A 14263-nucleotide genomic window follows, 5' to 3' on the forward strand; every position below is an offset into this window, starting at 1 on the left:
GTGCCCCCGGTGACACGGGGCAAACGACCCGCTCCGCCCGGGTCTCCCCGGAAGACCGGCACGCCTGCCCCGGCGGGGGACGGCCCGCGAGACCGGAGCCGCTCCGGGAATTGAACTATATAAGCGTGCGCTCATACAATGGCGTCCATGCACGCCTTCGACGTTCTCGGCGATCCGGTACGCCGCCGGATCCTGGAGCTGCTCGCCGACGGCGAGCGCTCCGCCGGCGAGCTCGGCGCCGTCGTGCAGGAGGAGTTCGGGATCTCCCAGCCGGGAGTGTCACAGCACCTGCGCGTGCTGCGCGACAACGGGTTCGCGACGGTCCGGGCCGAGGGCACCCGGCGCCTGTACGCCGTCGATCCCGCCCCCCTGCGGGAGGTCGACGTCTGGCTGGAGCGCTACCGCCGGTTCTGGACCCAGAGGCTGGACGCCCTCGGCACCGAGCTCTCGCGGGGAAAGCGCGAACGCCGCATGAGAGGCGGCACGGGCTCCCCGGACACCGCGGGCCGCACCGACAGCACGGGCCGCCAGGACACCGCGGACCCCACCGGCACCGCGGGCTCCCCCGGCGCCGCGGGCCGTACGGCGGGCGCCTCAGGCACGGGCCGTACGGGGGGCGGCCCAGGACGGCACGGCCGCGAACCGGATTCCCCCGGCGACGCCGGCCGTACCGGGGGCCGCACCGGGGCGGCTCCCGGGAAGGCGACCGGCAGCGGCTGACCCGCCCTCGGGCACCGCCGTCCCCTGTCCGTGCCCCCGAACATCCTGGTTGCGGGTGCCCGCACCGACCCGTTGAACTGTCCTGAGGCACCGGCGTACCGTGGTGGTAGTGGTTTCCGTCTTTGCGCGGCTCCCCATGAGGGCGCTGTCTCCAACAGTCGTGGACAGCGGGGCATCATGACTCGACTCTCCGTCACGGTGAGCGACCATTCGCAGTTCTCTGTGGTGTCACTCATCGGTGATCTAGACAAGCTATCGGCCCCACAGTTCGAGGAGGCGCTCGCTGGACTGCTGACACAGGGACGTGTCCGGATCATCATCGACACGGCGGGGCTGGGGTTCTGCGATTCCACCGGCGTCTGGGCGCTGCTGACGACAATGCGCCGCGCCTACGAGCAGAACGGCTGGCTCCGCCTGGCCGGCGTCCACGGGTTCCTCGGCCGGCTGCTGGAGCTGACCCGGCTGGGCGAGGCCTTCCCCATCGACCCGGATGTGGGCGAGTCCCTGCGCCAGGCCTCCGCGGGGAGCGTCTCGGCCTCCTGATCGGCCCTGCCGGGCCGCACCGGGACGGCGGGCCCGGCCCTTCCCCCACTCACGCGCCAGGCGCCGCCACACATACCGGCGCCCCCTCCCGCCAGGGCGCCCACCACAGGAAGCCGCACCCCCACCGCACGCCCGCCCCCCTCCCGCCGTGGCGCTCACACCACAGGAAGCCGCACCCTCACCCCCACCACAGGCCCCCTCCTGCCGGAGCGCCCACCGCAGGAAGCCGTACCGCCCCTCCCACCACACGCCCGCACCGCAGGCGCCGCCGCGCGCTCCGGCCGGCTTCACCGCCCCTGTGCGTGCGGCTGGGCGCGGTAGAGGACGGCGTTGATCCCGAGTGCCGCCGCCGCGTGGACGTTGACGGCCCTGTCGTCGAGGAAGGTGATCTGTCCGGGGTCCGCGTCGAGGTGGTGGAGGACCCGTTCGAAGATGGCGGCGTCGGGCTTGGCGAGGGCCAGACGGCAGCTGTAGAAGCGGTGGGCGAACATCGCGGCCCAGGGGGCCTCGTCGATGGCCGCCGCCAGCGGCTCGGGGGCGTTGGACAGCAGGGCGAGGCGGTGGCGGCCGGCGAGCTCCTGGAGCATGTCCATGCCGGCGGGGTCGAGGTGGGACCAGCTCGCGACGTCGGCCGCGTTGAGGTCGGTGACGACGGGGTCGTCGGCGGCCAGGTCCCGGCCCAGGACGTTGCTCCAGTACAGGTGGGGGGCCTGGCCGCGATCGTAGGGATCCCGGTGGTGCCAGTAGCGGTCGCGGAAGGCGTCGGGGTCCTGGCCGGCGAGGACGGCCATGGCAGCCACCTCCTCGGCCGGCTGGGGCAGCGAGATCACCTCGCCGTAGTCCAGCAGCATCCAGCCGGTCACGGCCTCTTCCTGATCGGTCGGGCGAAAGGCGGTCAAGGGTTCTCCCAGGTCGGTCCGGGGAAAGCGGGCGGCCGCGCGGGCGGGGAGGAGACACGGCACCCGGTACCGCGCTCGCGCCGCCAACGCCCACCTCCCGTTTCGGAAGCAGGTCAAGTTCATTCGAACACGTTTGATGTTCGCACGCAAGGGATGATCCGCGCCCCATCGTCACGGGGCTCCGCTCCGGCCCCGACCCGCCATGACCGCCGCCGCAGCGCCCCCTCCCGCCGCCGGCCGCTTGCGTACCTCCCGCCGCTGGCCGCTTGCGTAGCTAACTTTGTTAGCCTAGAGTCTGGCTAACAAAGTTAGCCATGGAGGAATGATGGTCAAGCGCATCCTGCTCGTCGTCGTCGCACTGCTCGTCGCGGTCCCCGCGGGCCTCTACACCTGGACGCGGATCGCTCCTCACCAGGTCCGCGCGGAGGTTGAGATCGACGCCTCGCCCGAGCGGGTGTGGCAGGTGCTGACCGACTTCGGCGCCTATCCGCAGTGGAACCCGTTCATCGTGAGCGCGGTGGGCGAGGCCCGGGTCGGCGCGGTGCTCACCAACCGGCTCTCCGACGAGGGCTCGGTCACCACCTTCACCCCCACGGTCCTGGCCGCCACCCCCGGGCGGGAGCTGCGCTGGATCGGCCGGTTCGGCGTGCCGGGGATCGTGGACGGCGAGCACTACTTCCGCATCGAGGACCTCGGCGGCGGCCGGAGCCGCCTGACGCAGGGCGAGACGTTCACCGGCGCGCTCGTGCCGCTGGCAGGCGGCGCCCTGGATGTGGCCGACAACTTCGCGGCGATGAACACGGCACTGAAGGCCCGTGCTGAGAAGATGCCCTGATGAGCACCGCGCCGGAACTGAGCCCCCTCACCCCACGGGCGGCGGAGATCGTGTCAGCCGCCCGGGTGCTGCTGGAGGAGGAGGGACGTGACGCCCTCACCGTGCGAGCGCTGGCCGACCGGCTCGGCATCCGGGCCCCGTCGCTCTACAAGCACTTCTCCGACAAGGCCGCCGTCGAGGCCGCGCTCATGGAGCGGGGGCTCGCCGAGACCGGGGCGGCCCTCCACGCGGCCCTCGACGCGGCCCTCCACTCGACTCCCGCGGAGGACCCGATCGGCGCGGTGCTCCGCGCCTACCGGCGCATCGGCCTCGCCCACCCCAACCTCTACCGCCTGACGACCTCGGGCCCGCTCCCCCGGCAGCGGCTCGCCCCCGGCCTGGAGGAGTGGGCGGGCACCCCCTTCTTCCTGGCCGCCGGCGAGCCGTACCTGGCCCAGGCGCTGTGGTCCTTCGCGCACGGGATGGTGATCCTGGAGCTCGACGGCCGCTATCCGGAAGGCTCCGATCTCGACCGGACCTGGTCCGAGGGCGCCCACGCCTTCGCCGCGCGCCACCTCCGGGTCGAGCGGCCCGGCACGGAGGCGCAGGGGTGAGGCGGCGTCCCTCCCGGCCGCGACACTGGCCACGAACAGGTAAAACAGTCCGGCCCGCCGGCCCTCGTGTGGCCCGCGAATGGCGCGTCCTGGTGATCCGTCACGGGGCGGCGTGAGACACTCCCTCAGGATCGGAATCACGTTTTAACAGGTCAGGACATAGGCCAGTCCCCTGTTCTGGTCGGAAACGACCTATCGGCGCCGGTCTCGTGAAACCTATGTTCTTCGGGGGGAATCGGGGATGTCTCGCATCCGTATCACCATGGACAACGCCGCCCTGCGTGACGTGGCCATGCGCACCGCCGCCGGGAAGCGGCCGCAGTTCGACGCCCGGACCACCCAGGTGCTGCAGCGTGTCAGCGCCTCGCACGGCGGCGGGCCGGTCGACGAGGTGGACGAGGCCCTGCGGGCGGCCCTGCTGCAGCTCCCCGGGATCCAGCAGTTCGACGGAGCACAGATCCGCAGGTGGGCGACCCGCATCAGCGAGCGGCAGGACCCGCTGACCGAGTCCTAGACGGGGATCAGGCCGGCAGAACGGCGGGACCGGACCGGAGGGGCAAGGCTTGGACGGGGATCAGGCCGGCAGAACGGCGGGACCGGACCGGAGGGGCAAGGCTTGGACGGGGAGCGGGCCGACAGGACGGCGGAGCGGACCGCAGGGCAAGACTTGGACGGAGATCGGGCCGGCAGGACGGCCCGAGCGGGTCAGGCGCGCAGGATGGTGAGCCGGACCGTCGATCCGGCCGGGTCGTGGAGGATCTCCACCCCGTCGCACATCTGGCGCATCAGCCAGAGGCCGTAGCCCCGGCGGGATCCGACCGGCGGCGGGGTCATGCCGGCCTCGGCGTCGGTGAGCAGCCCCGCCCGGTCGCGTATCTCGGCGACGATCCGATCGGCATCGCGCCGCAGGATGATGGTGCCGCCCGTGCCGGCGTGGTCGAGCACGTTGTTGGCGGCCTCGCTGACGGCGAGGATGAAGTTCTTCTCCCGCATCTCGTCGAGGACCTCCGGCTCCAGGAACCGGCGCGCCAGCCTCCTGAGCCCGGCGAGATCTCCGGCGATCGGGAGGGAGAGCGTCCGGCCGCCGTCCGCGGCCGCCCCGTCCTCCGGAGGTGCCTGCGCGGCCTCGGGGCTCTCCTGGTCCGTCCGCACGGCCTCGGGGCTCTCCGGGACCAGCCGCACGCCCTCATGGGCCGCCTCAGCCACGGGACTCTTCGACAATCCGTACGACCTGGTCGAGAGCGCAGATCTGGAAGAGCGCCCGCAGGTGGTCGCTGACACCGGCGAGGACGAGCTCCGTGCCCAGCTGCGCCGCGTCGGCGTGGGCGTCGAGCAGGGTGACGATCCCGGAGGAGTCGCAGAACTGCACGTGCGTCATCTGGATCACCAGTCTGCCGGGCGGATGGGCGAGGCTCTCGTTCACCGCGGTGGCCAGCGTATCCGCCGCGTCACGGTCGAGGTCGCCGATCGGGATGATCACGCGCGAACCGTCGGGATCCATCCGTCCCTCGAGGTGAATGCCCATGTCCTCACCGTAGGATCTCTTGCCGCACCAGGTATGGTCACATTACCTGATACGCGGGGAGTGAGATGCAGAAGGAGACCCCCTCCAGCGGCGGTGAGATGGGCTCGCGGATCCGCGGGCACGACTGGGGAACGACCCCCCTGGGGCCGATGGAGCAGTGGCCCGCCCCCCTCAGAGGCGCCGTCGACCTCGCGCTCTCCGCCGGTATGCAGATCGTCGTTTTCTGGGGGCCGGACTACATCCCCCTCTACAACGACCCCTACATCCCCACCATCGGCGACAAGCATCCGGCCGCTCTCGGCCACCCGGCCGTGGAGAACTGGCGGGAGACCTGGGACGTCCTGCGCCCGCTGCTCGACGGGGTGCGCGAGACGGGCGAGCCCTTCTGGGCCCGGGACCACCCCTTTCTCCTGGTACGGCACGGCTTCCTCGAACAGACCTACTTCGACATCTCCTACAGCCCCATACGGCTGGCCGACGGAACGGTCGGCGGAGTGCTGTGCCTGGTCAGCGAGACGACCGGCCGGGTGCTCGCCGAGCGCCGGCTGCGCACGCTCAGCCAGGTCGGCGTGGCGGCGAGCGGAACGGTCACGCGGCAGGAGGTGGCACGGGCCGTCGTCTCGGTCCTCGGCGAGGCACGCGACGACGTGCCGTTCGCCCTCGTCTACCTCCTGGACGCCGACGGGGACCTGCGGCTCGCCGTGCCGCACGGCACGGCTCCGGCGCGGATCCGCGCCGGCGGCGACCTCCAGCGCTCCATGACGGGCGGGGGCAGCGCGCCGGAGCTCTCCGGCGAGCCCTTCGGCGCGTCCGGCCCGGCGGTCGCCCTGGTCCTCACCTCGGGCGCCCGCGTCCTGGGCGTGCTCGTGTGCGGCACGAACCCGCTGCTCCAGCCGCGCGGGCCGTACCAGGAGTTCTTCGAAGTGCTCACGGCCGGGGTGTCGCGGGCGCTGTCCGCCGCCGAGGCCCACGAGCACGAACGCCGCCGGACCCGGGAGCTCGCGGAGCTCGACGACGCCAAGACCGCGTTCTTCTCCAACATCAGCCACGAGCTGCGCACCCCGCTGGCGTTGATCCTGGGTCCGCTGCAGGAGTTGCTCGACGACCCCTCACTCGGCTCCGATCAGCACACCGTCCTCCGTACGGCCCGCCGCAACGCGATGCGGCTGCTCACGCTGGTCAACGACGTGCTCGACTTCACCAGCGTCGATTCCGGCCGGACCCGCGCCCGCTACCAGCCGACCGACCTGACCGCGCAGACCGCCGAGCTGGCCGGCGTGTTCCGCTCGTCGATGGAGAGCGTCGGGCTGACCCTGCGGGTGGAGGGCGAGCCGCTTCCGGAGCCGGTCCACCTCGACCGGCACATGTGGGAGAGGATCGTCTTCAACCTGCTCTCCAACGCGCTGAAGCACACGTTCGCGGGTGGTGTCACGGTCGGCGTCCGGCCCGGTGAGGGCCACGCCGTGGTCACGGTCTCCGACACCGGGGTCGGCATCCCCGGCCACGAGATCCCGAACCTCTTCGAGCGCTTCCACCGGGTCAGCGGCTCGCCGTCGCGCAGCCACGAGGGGACGGGCATCGGCCTGGCGCTCGCGCGCGAGCTGATCGCCCTGCACGGCGGCCGGATCGAGGCGGACAGCCGTCTCGGCGAGGGGACGACCTTCACGATCACCCTGCCGTACGGCTCGGCGCACCTTCCCCAGGACCAGGTCGCCGACGCGGCCATGCCGTACGGAACGGGACCGGGCGAGGGGCTGTGGCTGCCGATCCCGGACGAGCGGGCGGGCAGGGGGGCGACGAACGGAGCCGCGCCGGAGCACTCCGCCGGCCGTTCCGCCGTCGAACGGATCCTGGTGGTCGACGACAACGCCGACCTGCGGGAGTATCTCGTCCGCCTGCTCAGCCCGCACTGGGCGGTGACGGCGGTGGCCGACGGTGCCGCCGCCCTGGACGCGGCCAGGGAGCAGAACCCCGACCTGATCATCGCCGACGTGATGATGCCCGGGATGGACGGGCTGGAGCTGGTGCGCCGGCTGCGCGCCGACCCCGGCACCCGGAGCATGTCGATCATGCTGCTGTCGGCGCGGGCCGGCAAGGAGGAGTCCCTGACGGGACTCACCGCGGGGGCCGACGAATACCTGGTGAAGCCGTTCTCGGCCAGGGAGCTGCTCACCCGGGTACGCGGCGTCCTGCGGCTGGCCGCCGCGCGCTCGCGCCACAACCGCCAGCTGCGCGAGCTGACGGAGGCGGCCCTCGCGATCAACGAGGCGCCGTCGGCACCCGAGGTGCTGGCTCTCACCGAGAAGTACGGCCGGCTGCTGGCCGACTCCCCGGGCGCGAGGGTGACGCTCGCCTCCGGCAGCGACCTCCGGGTCGAGCCGCCGAGCGCCGCCGTCTCCGCCGTCTCAGGTGTCTCAGGCATCGCGGCCGACGGCAGGGACGACACGGTCCTCCGGCAGCTCGCCCAGCTCACCGCCGCGCGCCTGGAGAACCTGAAGCAGCTGGAGCTGGAGCACCGGATCGCGACCACGCTGCAGCTCGCCCTGCTGCCCGAGGTTCCCCGCATCAGCGGTGCGGAGATCGTCGGCCGCTATCGCCCGGGGAACGACGAGTCCAGCGTCGGCGGCGACTGGTACGACGTCATCCGCGTCTCCGGCGACGAGGTGGTGCTGGTGATCGGCGACATCGTCGGCAAGGGGGTCAAGGCCGCCGCGACCATGGGCCGGATGCGCAACGCGCTGAGGGCGTACGCCCTGGAGGACCCCGACCCGGGCCGGATCCTCGGCCGCCTCAACCGGATGACGACCGGCCGCTACGACCGGATGCACGGGACGGTCCTGTGCGTGCGGCTGTCGCTGTCGACCGGGCGCCTGCAGTACTCCAGCGCGGGCCATCCGCCCGTCCTGATCTGCAGGGCGGACGGGGAGGCCGACTACCTCGGCGGCGCGCTCGCCCCGCTGGTCGGCGCCCTGCCGTCCACGGTCTTCACCACGGCGGAGACCCGTCTGGAGCCAGGCGACCGGCTGCTCCTCTACACCGACGGGATCGTCGAGAAGCGGTCGGCGGACATCCTGGCCGGCATGGCCAGGCTCCGCTCCGAGATGGTGAAGGCGGCCGGGCTGGACCTCGACGCCCAGCTGGAGTCGCTGCTCGCCCTGGTCGGCGACGAGGACACCCGCGACGACGTGGCCCTGCTCGGCTTCGCCCTCGCCGGCGTGTGAGAGCCGCCCGGGTCAGTCGACGGACACGATCCGGACGAACTCCTCGAAGGAGAACCGGCCGTCGCCGTCGGAGTCGGCGTCCCGGTTCAGCGACCCGATGGCCTCGGCGGGCAGGTCGGGGAAGCGCTCACCGAATTCCCGCTCCGTGATGAAGCCGTCGCCGTCGGCGTCGATGGCGGCGAAGGCCTGCTTCAGCTCGGCCAGCCGCTCACCGGTGGGCTCTGTCGACATGGTGGTCCGCCTTCCTCAACAACCTGTGAACGCCCTGCGTTCGATCAGCAGCCAACTTACGGGAGTCCCCGCCCACGCAGCCACATGCCCCTAAATATGGTCTTTTATCGTCGTTCGGGCGCTTTGCCGTGCCGGTCCGCTCACCGCGGAAGCCTAGACTTCCCCCATGATTCGCCCCGCAACGCCGGACGACGTTCCGGCGATCATCGACATGATCCGTGGGCTCGCGGAGTACGAGAAGGCGCTCGACGAGGTCGAGACCACCGCCGAGCAGCTCCACGACGCCCTCTTCGGACCGTCCCCCGCCGTGTTCTGCCACATCGCCACCGACGGAGAGACGGTGGCGGGGTTCGCGCTCTGGTTCGTGTCCTACTCCACCTGGCTGGGCAGGCATGGAATACACCTCGAAGATCTCTACGTGCACCCCGGCCACCGGGGAGCCGGGCACGGAAAGCAACTGCTGGTCGAGCTCGCCCGCATATGCGTGGAACGCGGTTACGGCCGGTTCGAATGGGCGGTTCTCGACTGGAACACCCCGTCCATCGAGTTCTACCGCTCGCTCGGCGCCGAGCCGCTCGACGAATGGGACACGTACCGGCTCACAGGACCGGCGCTCGAAAAGCTCGCAGCGACGGAGCACCCGCGATAGCCGCGCACGGCAGGTCAGGCCGAGCTCCCCGATTTTTCGATATGACTTTCACTAACCAAATCAGACATTCTTCATCCTTTATAAATATAGAGGGTTGTTTGATTAGTGCGCCGTTGATTAATCTGTAACGGGCGCGGGGGGCGCCGCTTTCCGATCTGTTTCTGTGCAGCGCCGTACGGGAGTTCGTCGTGGCTGACCTCGATCGCGAGGCGATGCGGGCGGTGCTGGAGCGGATCCAGCGGCTGTCGGACGAGCATTGGTGGGCGCTCGACCCCTCCTGCCGCCTGATGGAGGGCGACGCGTGGGTGGGACCCACCGGAGCCCGGTTCGGCACCCAGGTCAACGCCGACCAGCGGGAGCTGCGCGACCTGCTCGCCAGGGCGGTGCACAGCGCGCAGAGCAGGTTGGCCTCGCTTCCGGGCACCTCGTGACCGGCGCGGAGTTCAGCGGGGTCAGGCAGCCCGAGTTCGACACGATGGCCGGCAGGCACACCCAGGCCGCCGGGCGGATCGAGCAGCTGGCGGAGAGTCTGTACGGCGAGCTGCACGGCGCCGGGCTGGACACCGCTCCGGCGCTGCGCCTGCGCGAGCTGGCCGGCCGGGTCGGCAAGCAGGCCGAGGACCTGCGGCGGCGGCAGGCGCTGATCCGCGAGATGGAGCAGCAGAAGATCAGCTTCGGGACCTCCACGACCGCTGGATCCTTCATGGAGATGCCCGACGGGCTGGACGCCACCCAGGGCCTGCTGGACGGGACCCTGGCCGCCCGCCTCGCGCGCGCCGCCGCCGACGGGGATGCCAAGGCCCTGGCCGCGCTGCGGAAATACGCCGGCCGGGCGGCCGATCCCGAGTTCGCCGGGGCGTTCCTGAGGAAGTTGGGGGCCAAGGGAGTCACCGAGCTGCCCGGCACGCTCGCGGCACAGCTCCGGGACGCCTCGAAGCGCGGGGAGTCGGCTCGGATGAACGGCCTCTCCACGCAGGGCAAGCAGACGCTGCGCCTGCTGAGCACCGCTCTCGCCGCCGGGACCGACCCGAAGAACAGGGCCTACGTCGGTGACGGGTTCCTCGAAGAGCTCACCGAACAGGGCCGCGCGGACCATGCCGCCGGCGGCGTGAAGTACGCGGGATACCAGGCCCAGGCGCTGATCTGGGGCGCCCACGACGGGAAGACGCCGTTCTCCGCGACGTTCATGCGGACCGTCGGCGGCGACGCGGTCGCCTACGAGAAGGAGCAGTACCGGCGCAGGTGGGCCGCGGCCACCGAATACCACCACGACGCCCAGGTGTCCCTGCCGGACCTCGCCGGCGCTCTGGGGCTGGGCGGCCTGCTGAGATCCGGCGCGGAGACGGCGAACCCCGGCAAGAAGACGAGATCCTCGGCTGTGGACGATCTCCTTCACGCGGCCGGTTCCAGCCCGGAGGCGTCCAAGGCCCTGCTCGCCCACACTCCGGCGGGATGGAAGGAGTCCGTGCTGTCACACCTGGTGACCACGCGGTGGGGTGCCTTCCGCGGGACCGGCGAGCACGGATCGTTCCGCAGCGTGCTCCTTACGAGCACGACCGGCCAGGACGCCACCTCCAAGAAACTGGCCGCCGAGCTGACCAAGACCCTGGCCGACCAGGTCCGGGGAGCCTTCGGCAAGGCCGGCGACGGCAACCTGGAGATCACCGACAGGGCCGCACTCGACCGGCTCGCCCCCCTGCGCTATCCCTTGGCCCGCGCGATGGCGGCGAACATCGACCAGGTCTCCAACCTCCTCCTCAACCATGGGATGTTCGGCAAGGTCGACGCCACGGCCATGTCCTACGCGCTGGCCCTGGCCACCCGCGACGACGCCGGGTTCGAGGCACTGATGCGGGCGCAGACCGAGCACATGAAAGCGGCGCTCGACAGCATGCCCCCGGTGGGCCTCGACAGCTCCAACCTCAAGCAGCTCGGTTTCACCATGGCCGATCTCAAGACCTTCGACTACGACGAGGACGGCCGGATCGGCAAGACCGACGTCGGGCAGTTCCTTCTTGATCGCACGGTCGAAGAGGCGGAGCCTTTCTCTCATCTCGTGGAGATCCGCCGCCAGGCGCTGATCGCCGAAGGGCTGGATGACAAGAAGGCGAGCGCGGCGTTGCAGACCATGGTCCGCGACACGATCGGGCTGATCCCGGTGCCGGGTGCCAAACAGGTGGGCGAGCTGGCCACCGGCGCCTTCGGGTCGCTGCTCACCACCCCGTACGACAAGGCCACCGGGGCCGGCTACGACGCGGCGGCCAAGTGGGCCGCCGGGCTGGTATCGCAGAAGGGGCTGAATCTGGACGAGACGTACCAGGGTCTGGCCGACAACAGGATCGCCGTGGAAAGGCTGGCAGAGCAGATGATCGCCACCGCCATGCTGCGGAAGGGCCTGCTGAATGAGGCCGACCTGGCAGGTCGAATATTTGCGACGGGCACTCCGCCAACAATCAAGCCGTTCACCGAGATGAGCCCAACCGAGTACGGCAACTTCCTCAGTTGGGTGCGCGAAAAAGGTGGGAGCAGCGACCTGCTCAACCGCTTCAACAGCACCTTGCGCGTGACCAGCAGAGTGGATGACTACCTCAACCTCCAGATTCCATCCTCATCTGGGAGCGGTAAGTGAGGTCTCTGCGTCCGCCGGTCGCGCTGGCCGTCGTGCTCCTCAGTACGGCATGCACTGCGGGCGACCTACCCCCCTCCACCTCTACGCCGGTCAGCACGAGAGTGATTGCCGATTCAGCCCCCTACCTCTGCAAGTTCGTGCCCGAGCAAGCATTTCGGCTGGTCACCGGCATAAGCGGGCCACTGAAGGAGCTAGCAGACGGCACCGATCAGGACGGCGCTTGCCGTACACCCGACGCTTATCCCAATCCGCTGGGACTCGGATGGGCAACCACAGGAGATTTCGGCTCCATCCTGGAAGACAAACGCAAGGCTTACACCGAGCACGGGGCAGTCACACTACCTTCTGACCTCGGCGAGGGGTTGGCGGTGCACGTGCCGAATGGACCGCTCACCGGTCAGCCGTACGAGGTGGTCGCAAAGTTTCGCTGTGGCGGGAAAGAACGGCTGCTCACCATGTTCTTCGCCCAGTTCGCCAAGGGCAGGGATGCGATCAGGGACATGATCGAGCTGATGCGGATCGCCCAGAAGCGCTATGGCCGGCTCTACGCGTGCACGCCCGGTAAGTAGTGGGGTGAGCCGAGTGCGCGGCGACTCGGTCCGTTCCCCATCGTCATAGGGAGTGCCGCTTCACGGTCCCGTCAGCTGGAACCAGACGACGCGGCCGGTCGGGGTCTCCTGCCAGCCCCAGGCCGAGGCCAGCTCCTGGACCAGCCAGAGGCCGCGTCCCCCACCGCTGTCGAGGCCGACGTCCGTACAGACTCGGGGCTGATGTCCGGTCGATCCGGCGTCGATCACGTCGATGTGGAGCGTTCCATCGTAGTTGGCGACGGCTACGGCGACCCGTCCGTCGGGAAGGCGGCCGGAGTCGGAGTGGCGCACCGCGTTGGTGACGAGTTCACTGACGAGCAGCAGCGCGTCGTCGGCCTGGGCGTGTTCCACTACCTGCAGCAGGAGGCGGACGTACTGCCGCGCTATGGGTACGGAGTCGACCTGGGCGGGTAAGCAGATCTGCCCCAGCAGGCAGGGCGGCTTCACCGGGCCATCTCCATGAGCCGCTCGGCCGCCTCCCGCATCCTGCTGCGACCCGGCCGGTCACGGCTCGGCCGGCTGTGGCGCCGGTCCCAGGTGAACACCGAGGTACGGCCCCGCTGCGTCGTGGTGACCCTCGCCCCTGGCGGAACGAAGATCTCCACACTCGGCCGCCGGCCGGGAGCGAGCCTGACCACGGAGTCGAACCCGAGATCGTTCAACTCCCAGGCCAGCTCCACCAACTCCCCACCCCACCCCTCAAGATCACGCACTCTCATCCCTCGCCCGCCCTCCCCTTGAGTCCTGAGCTCATGCGATGTCGTCCACCATGCGTCCCGGTGGCAACTGACTTCGCAACACCACCAGATACTTCATCGCGTACGCTGAGCTAGCAAGCGATTCTGCAAAGTTACCGATTGATTCTTCTCGTGAGTTCCGCCGTATCGGAGTGGTGGTGGACGGCACACTGTCCGTAGTCGACTCAGGAGGTAGTTGTGGCAGCAGGACGTGGTCCCACCGTTCGGCGTCGACGACTGGCCGGTGAACTGCGCAGGTTGCGCGAACGTAAGGCACTGACGCTTGAAGAGGCCGCCGAGCGCATCGGCTGGTCCACCGCGAAGGTGTCAAGGATCGAGACGGCCCGCGTCGGGATCACGGCACCCGACCTCACTCGACTGCTTGACCTGTACGAACTCGACGCGAGCAAGCGAACCGCCTTGCACGCTCTGGCAAGGACGGCGAACACGAGAGGTTGGTGGGATGCTTACGCGGACTCCCTGCCCAGTGATTATGCGACCTATATCCAGCTCGAAGCTGAGACGGCATTCGTTCGCGGCTTCGACAACGTGCTCGTTCACGGCCTGCTCCAGACAGAGGATTACGCTCGTGAAGTCATCCGCTCGGCTCTGATGGCACTGTCTCCGCCCACAGAGGTCGAGCGGCGCGTCGAAGTCCGCATGACTCGCCAGAACCTGCTATTGCGGAAAGAGAACCCGCTCCGGTTCTGGGCAGTGATCGACGAAGCCGCACTTACGCGCCAAATCGGTTCAGCGGCCACCATGCGGGGGCAGTACAACAAACTCCTTGAGCTTGCAGATCGCGACAACATCACGATCCAGGTGCTGCCATTCACCGCTGGCGTTCATCCGGCTACTGCTGGCACGTTCGCCATCATGGAATTCCGCGAGACTTACGACCCTGACGTGGTATACGTCGAGAGCATGACGAGTAGCCTATATGTAGAGAATGATACGGAAATCTACTGGTATACCCTTGCCTTCGATCACTTGCGGGCAGTGGCGCTCGGTCCTGACAAGTCGAAGGGACTGATCGCACGGATGGCCGAGGAATCCTCCTGAAAAGCGACCTGGACTGCATCGGAAAGACT

Annotated in this window: 17 protein-coding genes; 11 read left to right on the top strand and 6 right to left on the bottom strand. The window is 69.7% G+C overall.

Features of this window, described 5'->3' with window-relative positions; all coding sequences use genetic code 11:
• The first annotated feature begins 147 nt into the window (after positions 1-147).
• On the top strand, positions 148-720 hold the full coding sequence (locus SROS_RS54280; RefSeq protein WP_342632897.1) for an ArsR/SmtB family transcription factor: 573 nt from the start codon (positions 148-150) through the stop codon (positions 718-720).
• A gap of 198 nt (positions 721-918) precedes the next feature.
• A complete protein-coding gene (locus tag SROS_RS36370) occupies positions 919-1263 on the top strand; it encodes an STAS domain-containing protein (protein ID WP_169369465.1) in 345 nt (114 codons plus the stop codon).
• 287 nt (positions 1264-1550) lie between these two features.
• Here the strand turns inward: SROS_RS36370 and SROS_RS36375 are convergent, their stop codons facing one another.
• Entirely contained in the window at positions 1551-2162 is a 612-nt protein-coding gene (locus SROS_RS36375) for an HAD-IA family hydrolase (RefSeq protein ID WP_169369467.1), read from the bottom strand.
• A 325-nt stretch (positions 2163-2487) separates the two neighbouring features.
• Between SROS_RS36375 and SROS_RS36380 the strand changes: the two genes are divergently transcribed.
• The 3 genes from SROS_RS36380 to SROS_RS36390 all read left to right on the top strand — a co-directional run bounded on the left by SROS_RS36380 (position 2488) and on the right by SROS_RS36390 (position 4104).
• Entirely contained in the window at positions 2488-2997 is a 510-nt protein-coding gene (locus SROS_RS36380) for an SRPBCC domain-containing protein (protein ID WP_012893950.1), read from the top strand.
• Positions 2997-3590 carry a TetR/AcrR family transcriptional regulator gene (locus SROS_RS36385; RefSeq protein WP_012893951.1) on the top strand — a complete coding sequence of 198 codons (594 nt, stop codon included), beginning with the start codon at positions 2997-2999 and terminating at the stop codon, positions 3588-3590. The genes SROS_RS36380 and SROS_RS36385 overlap by 1 nt, the downstream gene beginning before the upstream one ends.
• Before the next feature lie 241 nt (positions 3591-3831).
• Positions 3832-4104, top strand: coding sequence for a hypothetical protein (locus SROS_RS36390; protein WP_012893952.1), 273 nt, complete (start codon positions 3832-3834; stop codon positions 4102-4104).
• Between the two features lie 191 nt (positions 4105-4295).
• On the opposite strand, the gene SROS_RS36395 is transcribed toward SROS_RS36390, so the two are convergent.
• Together SROS_RS36395 and SROS_RS46460 are read right to left on the bottom strand one after the other, a co-directional pair.
• Positions 4296-4796, bottom strand: a complete 501-nt coding sequence (locus SROS_RS36395; RefSeq protein WP_052317112.1) for an ATP-binding protein — start codon at positions 4794-4796, stop codon at positions 4296-4298.
• A complete protein-coding gene (locus tag SROS_RS46460; protein WP_012893953.1) occupies positions 4789-5115 on the bottom strand; it encodes an STAS domain-containing protein in 327 nt (108 codons plus the stop codon). Before SROS_RS46460 ends, SROS_RS36395 begins: the two co-directional genes overlap by 8 nt.
• Before the next feature lie 65 nt (positions 5116-5180).
• Here SROS_RS46460 and SROS_RS36405 point away from each other — a divergent pair, with 65 nt between their 5' ends.
• Positions 5181-8336: a SpoIIE family protein phosphatase gene (locus SROS_RS36405; protein WP_012893954.1), complete on the top strand. Its 3156-nt coding sequence runs from the start codon at positions 5181-5183 to the stop codon at positions 8334-8336.
• Between the two features lie 12 nt (positions 8337-8348).
• On the opposite strand, the gene SROS_RS36410 is transcribed toward SROS_RS36405, so the two are convergent.
• Positions 8349-8567 (bottom strand): EF-hand domain-containing protein, encoded by a 219-nt coding sequence (locus SROS_RS36410; protein WP_012893955.1) that lies wholly within the window; start codon positions 8565-8567, stop codon positions 8349-8351.
• A 166-nt stretch (positions 8568-8733) separates the two neighbouring features.
• On the opposite strand from SROS_RS36410, the gene SROS_RS36415 reads away from it, so the two are divergent.
• The 4 genes from SROS_RS36415 (at position 8734) to SROS_RS50265 (ending at position 12414) form a co-directional block, all read left to right on the top strand.
• A complete protein-coding gene (locus SROS_RS36415) occupies positions 8734-9216 on the top strand; it encodes a GNAT family N-acetyltransferase (RefSeq protein ID WP_012893956.1) in 483 nt (160 codons plus the stop codon).
• Positions 9217-9404: 188 nt separating this feature from the next.
• Positions 9405-9647, top strand: a complete 243-nt coding sequence (locus SROS_RS36420; RefSeq protein WP_012893957.1) for a hypothetical protein — start codon at positions 9405-9407, stop codon at positions 9645-9647.
• Positions 9644-11845: a hypothetical protein gene (locus SROS_RS36425; protein WP_012893958.1), complete on the top strand. Its 2202-nt coding sequence runs from the start codon at positions 9644-9646 to the stop codon at positions 11843-11845. Before SROS_RS36420 ends, SROS_RS36425 begins: the two co-directional genes overlap by 4 nt.
• Positions 11842-12414 carry a hypothetical protein gene (locus SROS_RS50265; protein ID WP_012893959.1) on the top strand — a complete coding sequence of 191 codons (573 nt, stop codon included), beginning with the start codon at positions 11842-11844 and terminating at the stop codon, positions 12412-12414. Before SROS_RS36425 ends, SROS_RS50265 begins: the two co-directional genes overlap by 4 nt.
• A gap of 60 nt (positions 12415-12474) precedes the next feature.
• Here the strand turns inward: SROS_RS50265 and SROS_RS36430 are convergent, their stop codons facing one another.
• Both SROS_RS36430 and SROS_RS36435 read right to left on the bottom strand, forming a co-directional pair.
• The gene (locus SROS_RS36430; RefSeq protein WP_052317113.1) at positions 12475-12882 is read right to left on the bottom strand and encodes an ATP-binding protein; all 408 of its coding nucleotides are present in this window, start codon (positions 12880-12882) and stop codon (positions 12475-12477) included.
• Positions 12879-13154: a hypothetical protein gene (locus SROS_RS36435; protein WP_012893960.1), complete on the bottom strand. Its 276-nt coding sequence runs from the start codon at positions 13152-13154 to the stop codon at positions 12879-12881. The genes SROS_RS36430 and SROS_RS36435 overlap by 4 nt, the downstream gene beginning before the upstream one ends.
• Before the next feature lie 216 nt (positions 13155-13370).
• On the opposite strand from SROS_RS36435, the gene SROS_RS36440 reads away from it, so the two are divergent.
• Positions 13371-14234 carry a helix-turn-helix domain-containing protein gene (locus SROS_RS36440; RefSeq protein ID WP_012893961.1) on the top strand — a complete coding sequence of 288 codons (864 nt, stop codon included), beginning with the start codon at positions 13371-13373 and terminating at the stop codon, positions 14232-14234.
• Positions 14235-14263: the final 29 nt, after the last annotated feature.

The sequence above is a fragment of the Streptosporangium roseum DSM 43021 genome, from assembly GCF_000024865.1.
Lineage (GTDB): Bacteria > Actinomycetota > Actinomycetes > Streptosporangiales > Streptosporangiaceae > Streptosporangium > Streptosporangium roseum.

Bases quoted from the DNA above. Each gene is read 5' to 3' on its own strand.
- SROS_RS36385 (WP_012893951.1), top strand. From the start codon at position 2,997: ATGAGCACCGCGCCGGAACTGAGCCCCCTCACCCCACGGGCGGCGGAG.
- SROS_RS36405 (WP_012893954.1), top strand. From the start codon at position 5,181: ATGCAGAAGGAGACCCCCTCCAGCGGCGGTGAGATGGGCTCGCGGATC.
- SROS_RS36380 (WP_012893950.1), top strand. From the start codon at position 2,488: ATGGTCAAGCGCATCCTGCTCGTCGTCGTCGCACTGCTCGTCGCGGTC.
- SROS_RS36390 (WP_012893952.1), top strand. From the start codon at position 3,832: ATGTCTCGCATCCGTATCACCATGGACAACGCCGCCCTGCGTGACGTG.
- SROS_RS36435 (WP_012893960.1), bottom strand. From the start codon at position 13,154: ATGAGAGTGCGTGATCTTGAGGGGTGGGGTGGGGAGTTGGTGGAGCTG.
- SROS_RS36415 (WP_012893956.1), top strand. From the start codon at position 8,734: ATGATTCGCCCCGCAACGCCGGACGACGTTCCGGCGATCATCGACATG.
- SROS_RS46460 (WP_012893953.1), bottom strand. From the start codon at position 5,115: ATGGGCATTCACCTCGAGGGACGGATGGATCCCGACGGTTCGCGCGTG.
- SROS_RS36410 (WP_012893955.1), bottom strand. From the start codon at position 8,567: ATGTCGACAGAGCCCACCGGTGAGCGGCTGGCCGAGCTGAAGCAGGCC.
- SROS_RS54280 (WP_342632897.1), top strand. From the start codon at position 148: ATGCACGCCTTCGACGTTCTCGGCGATCCGGTACGCCGCCGGATCCTG.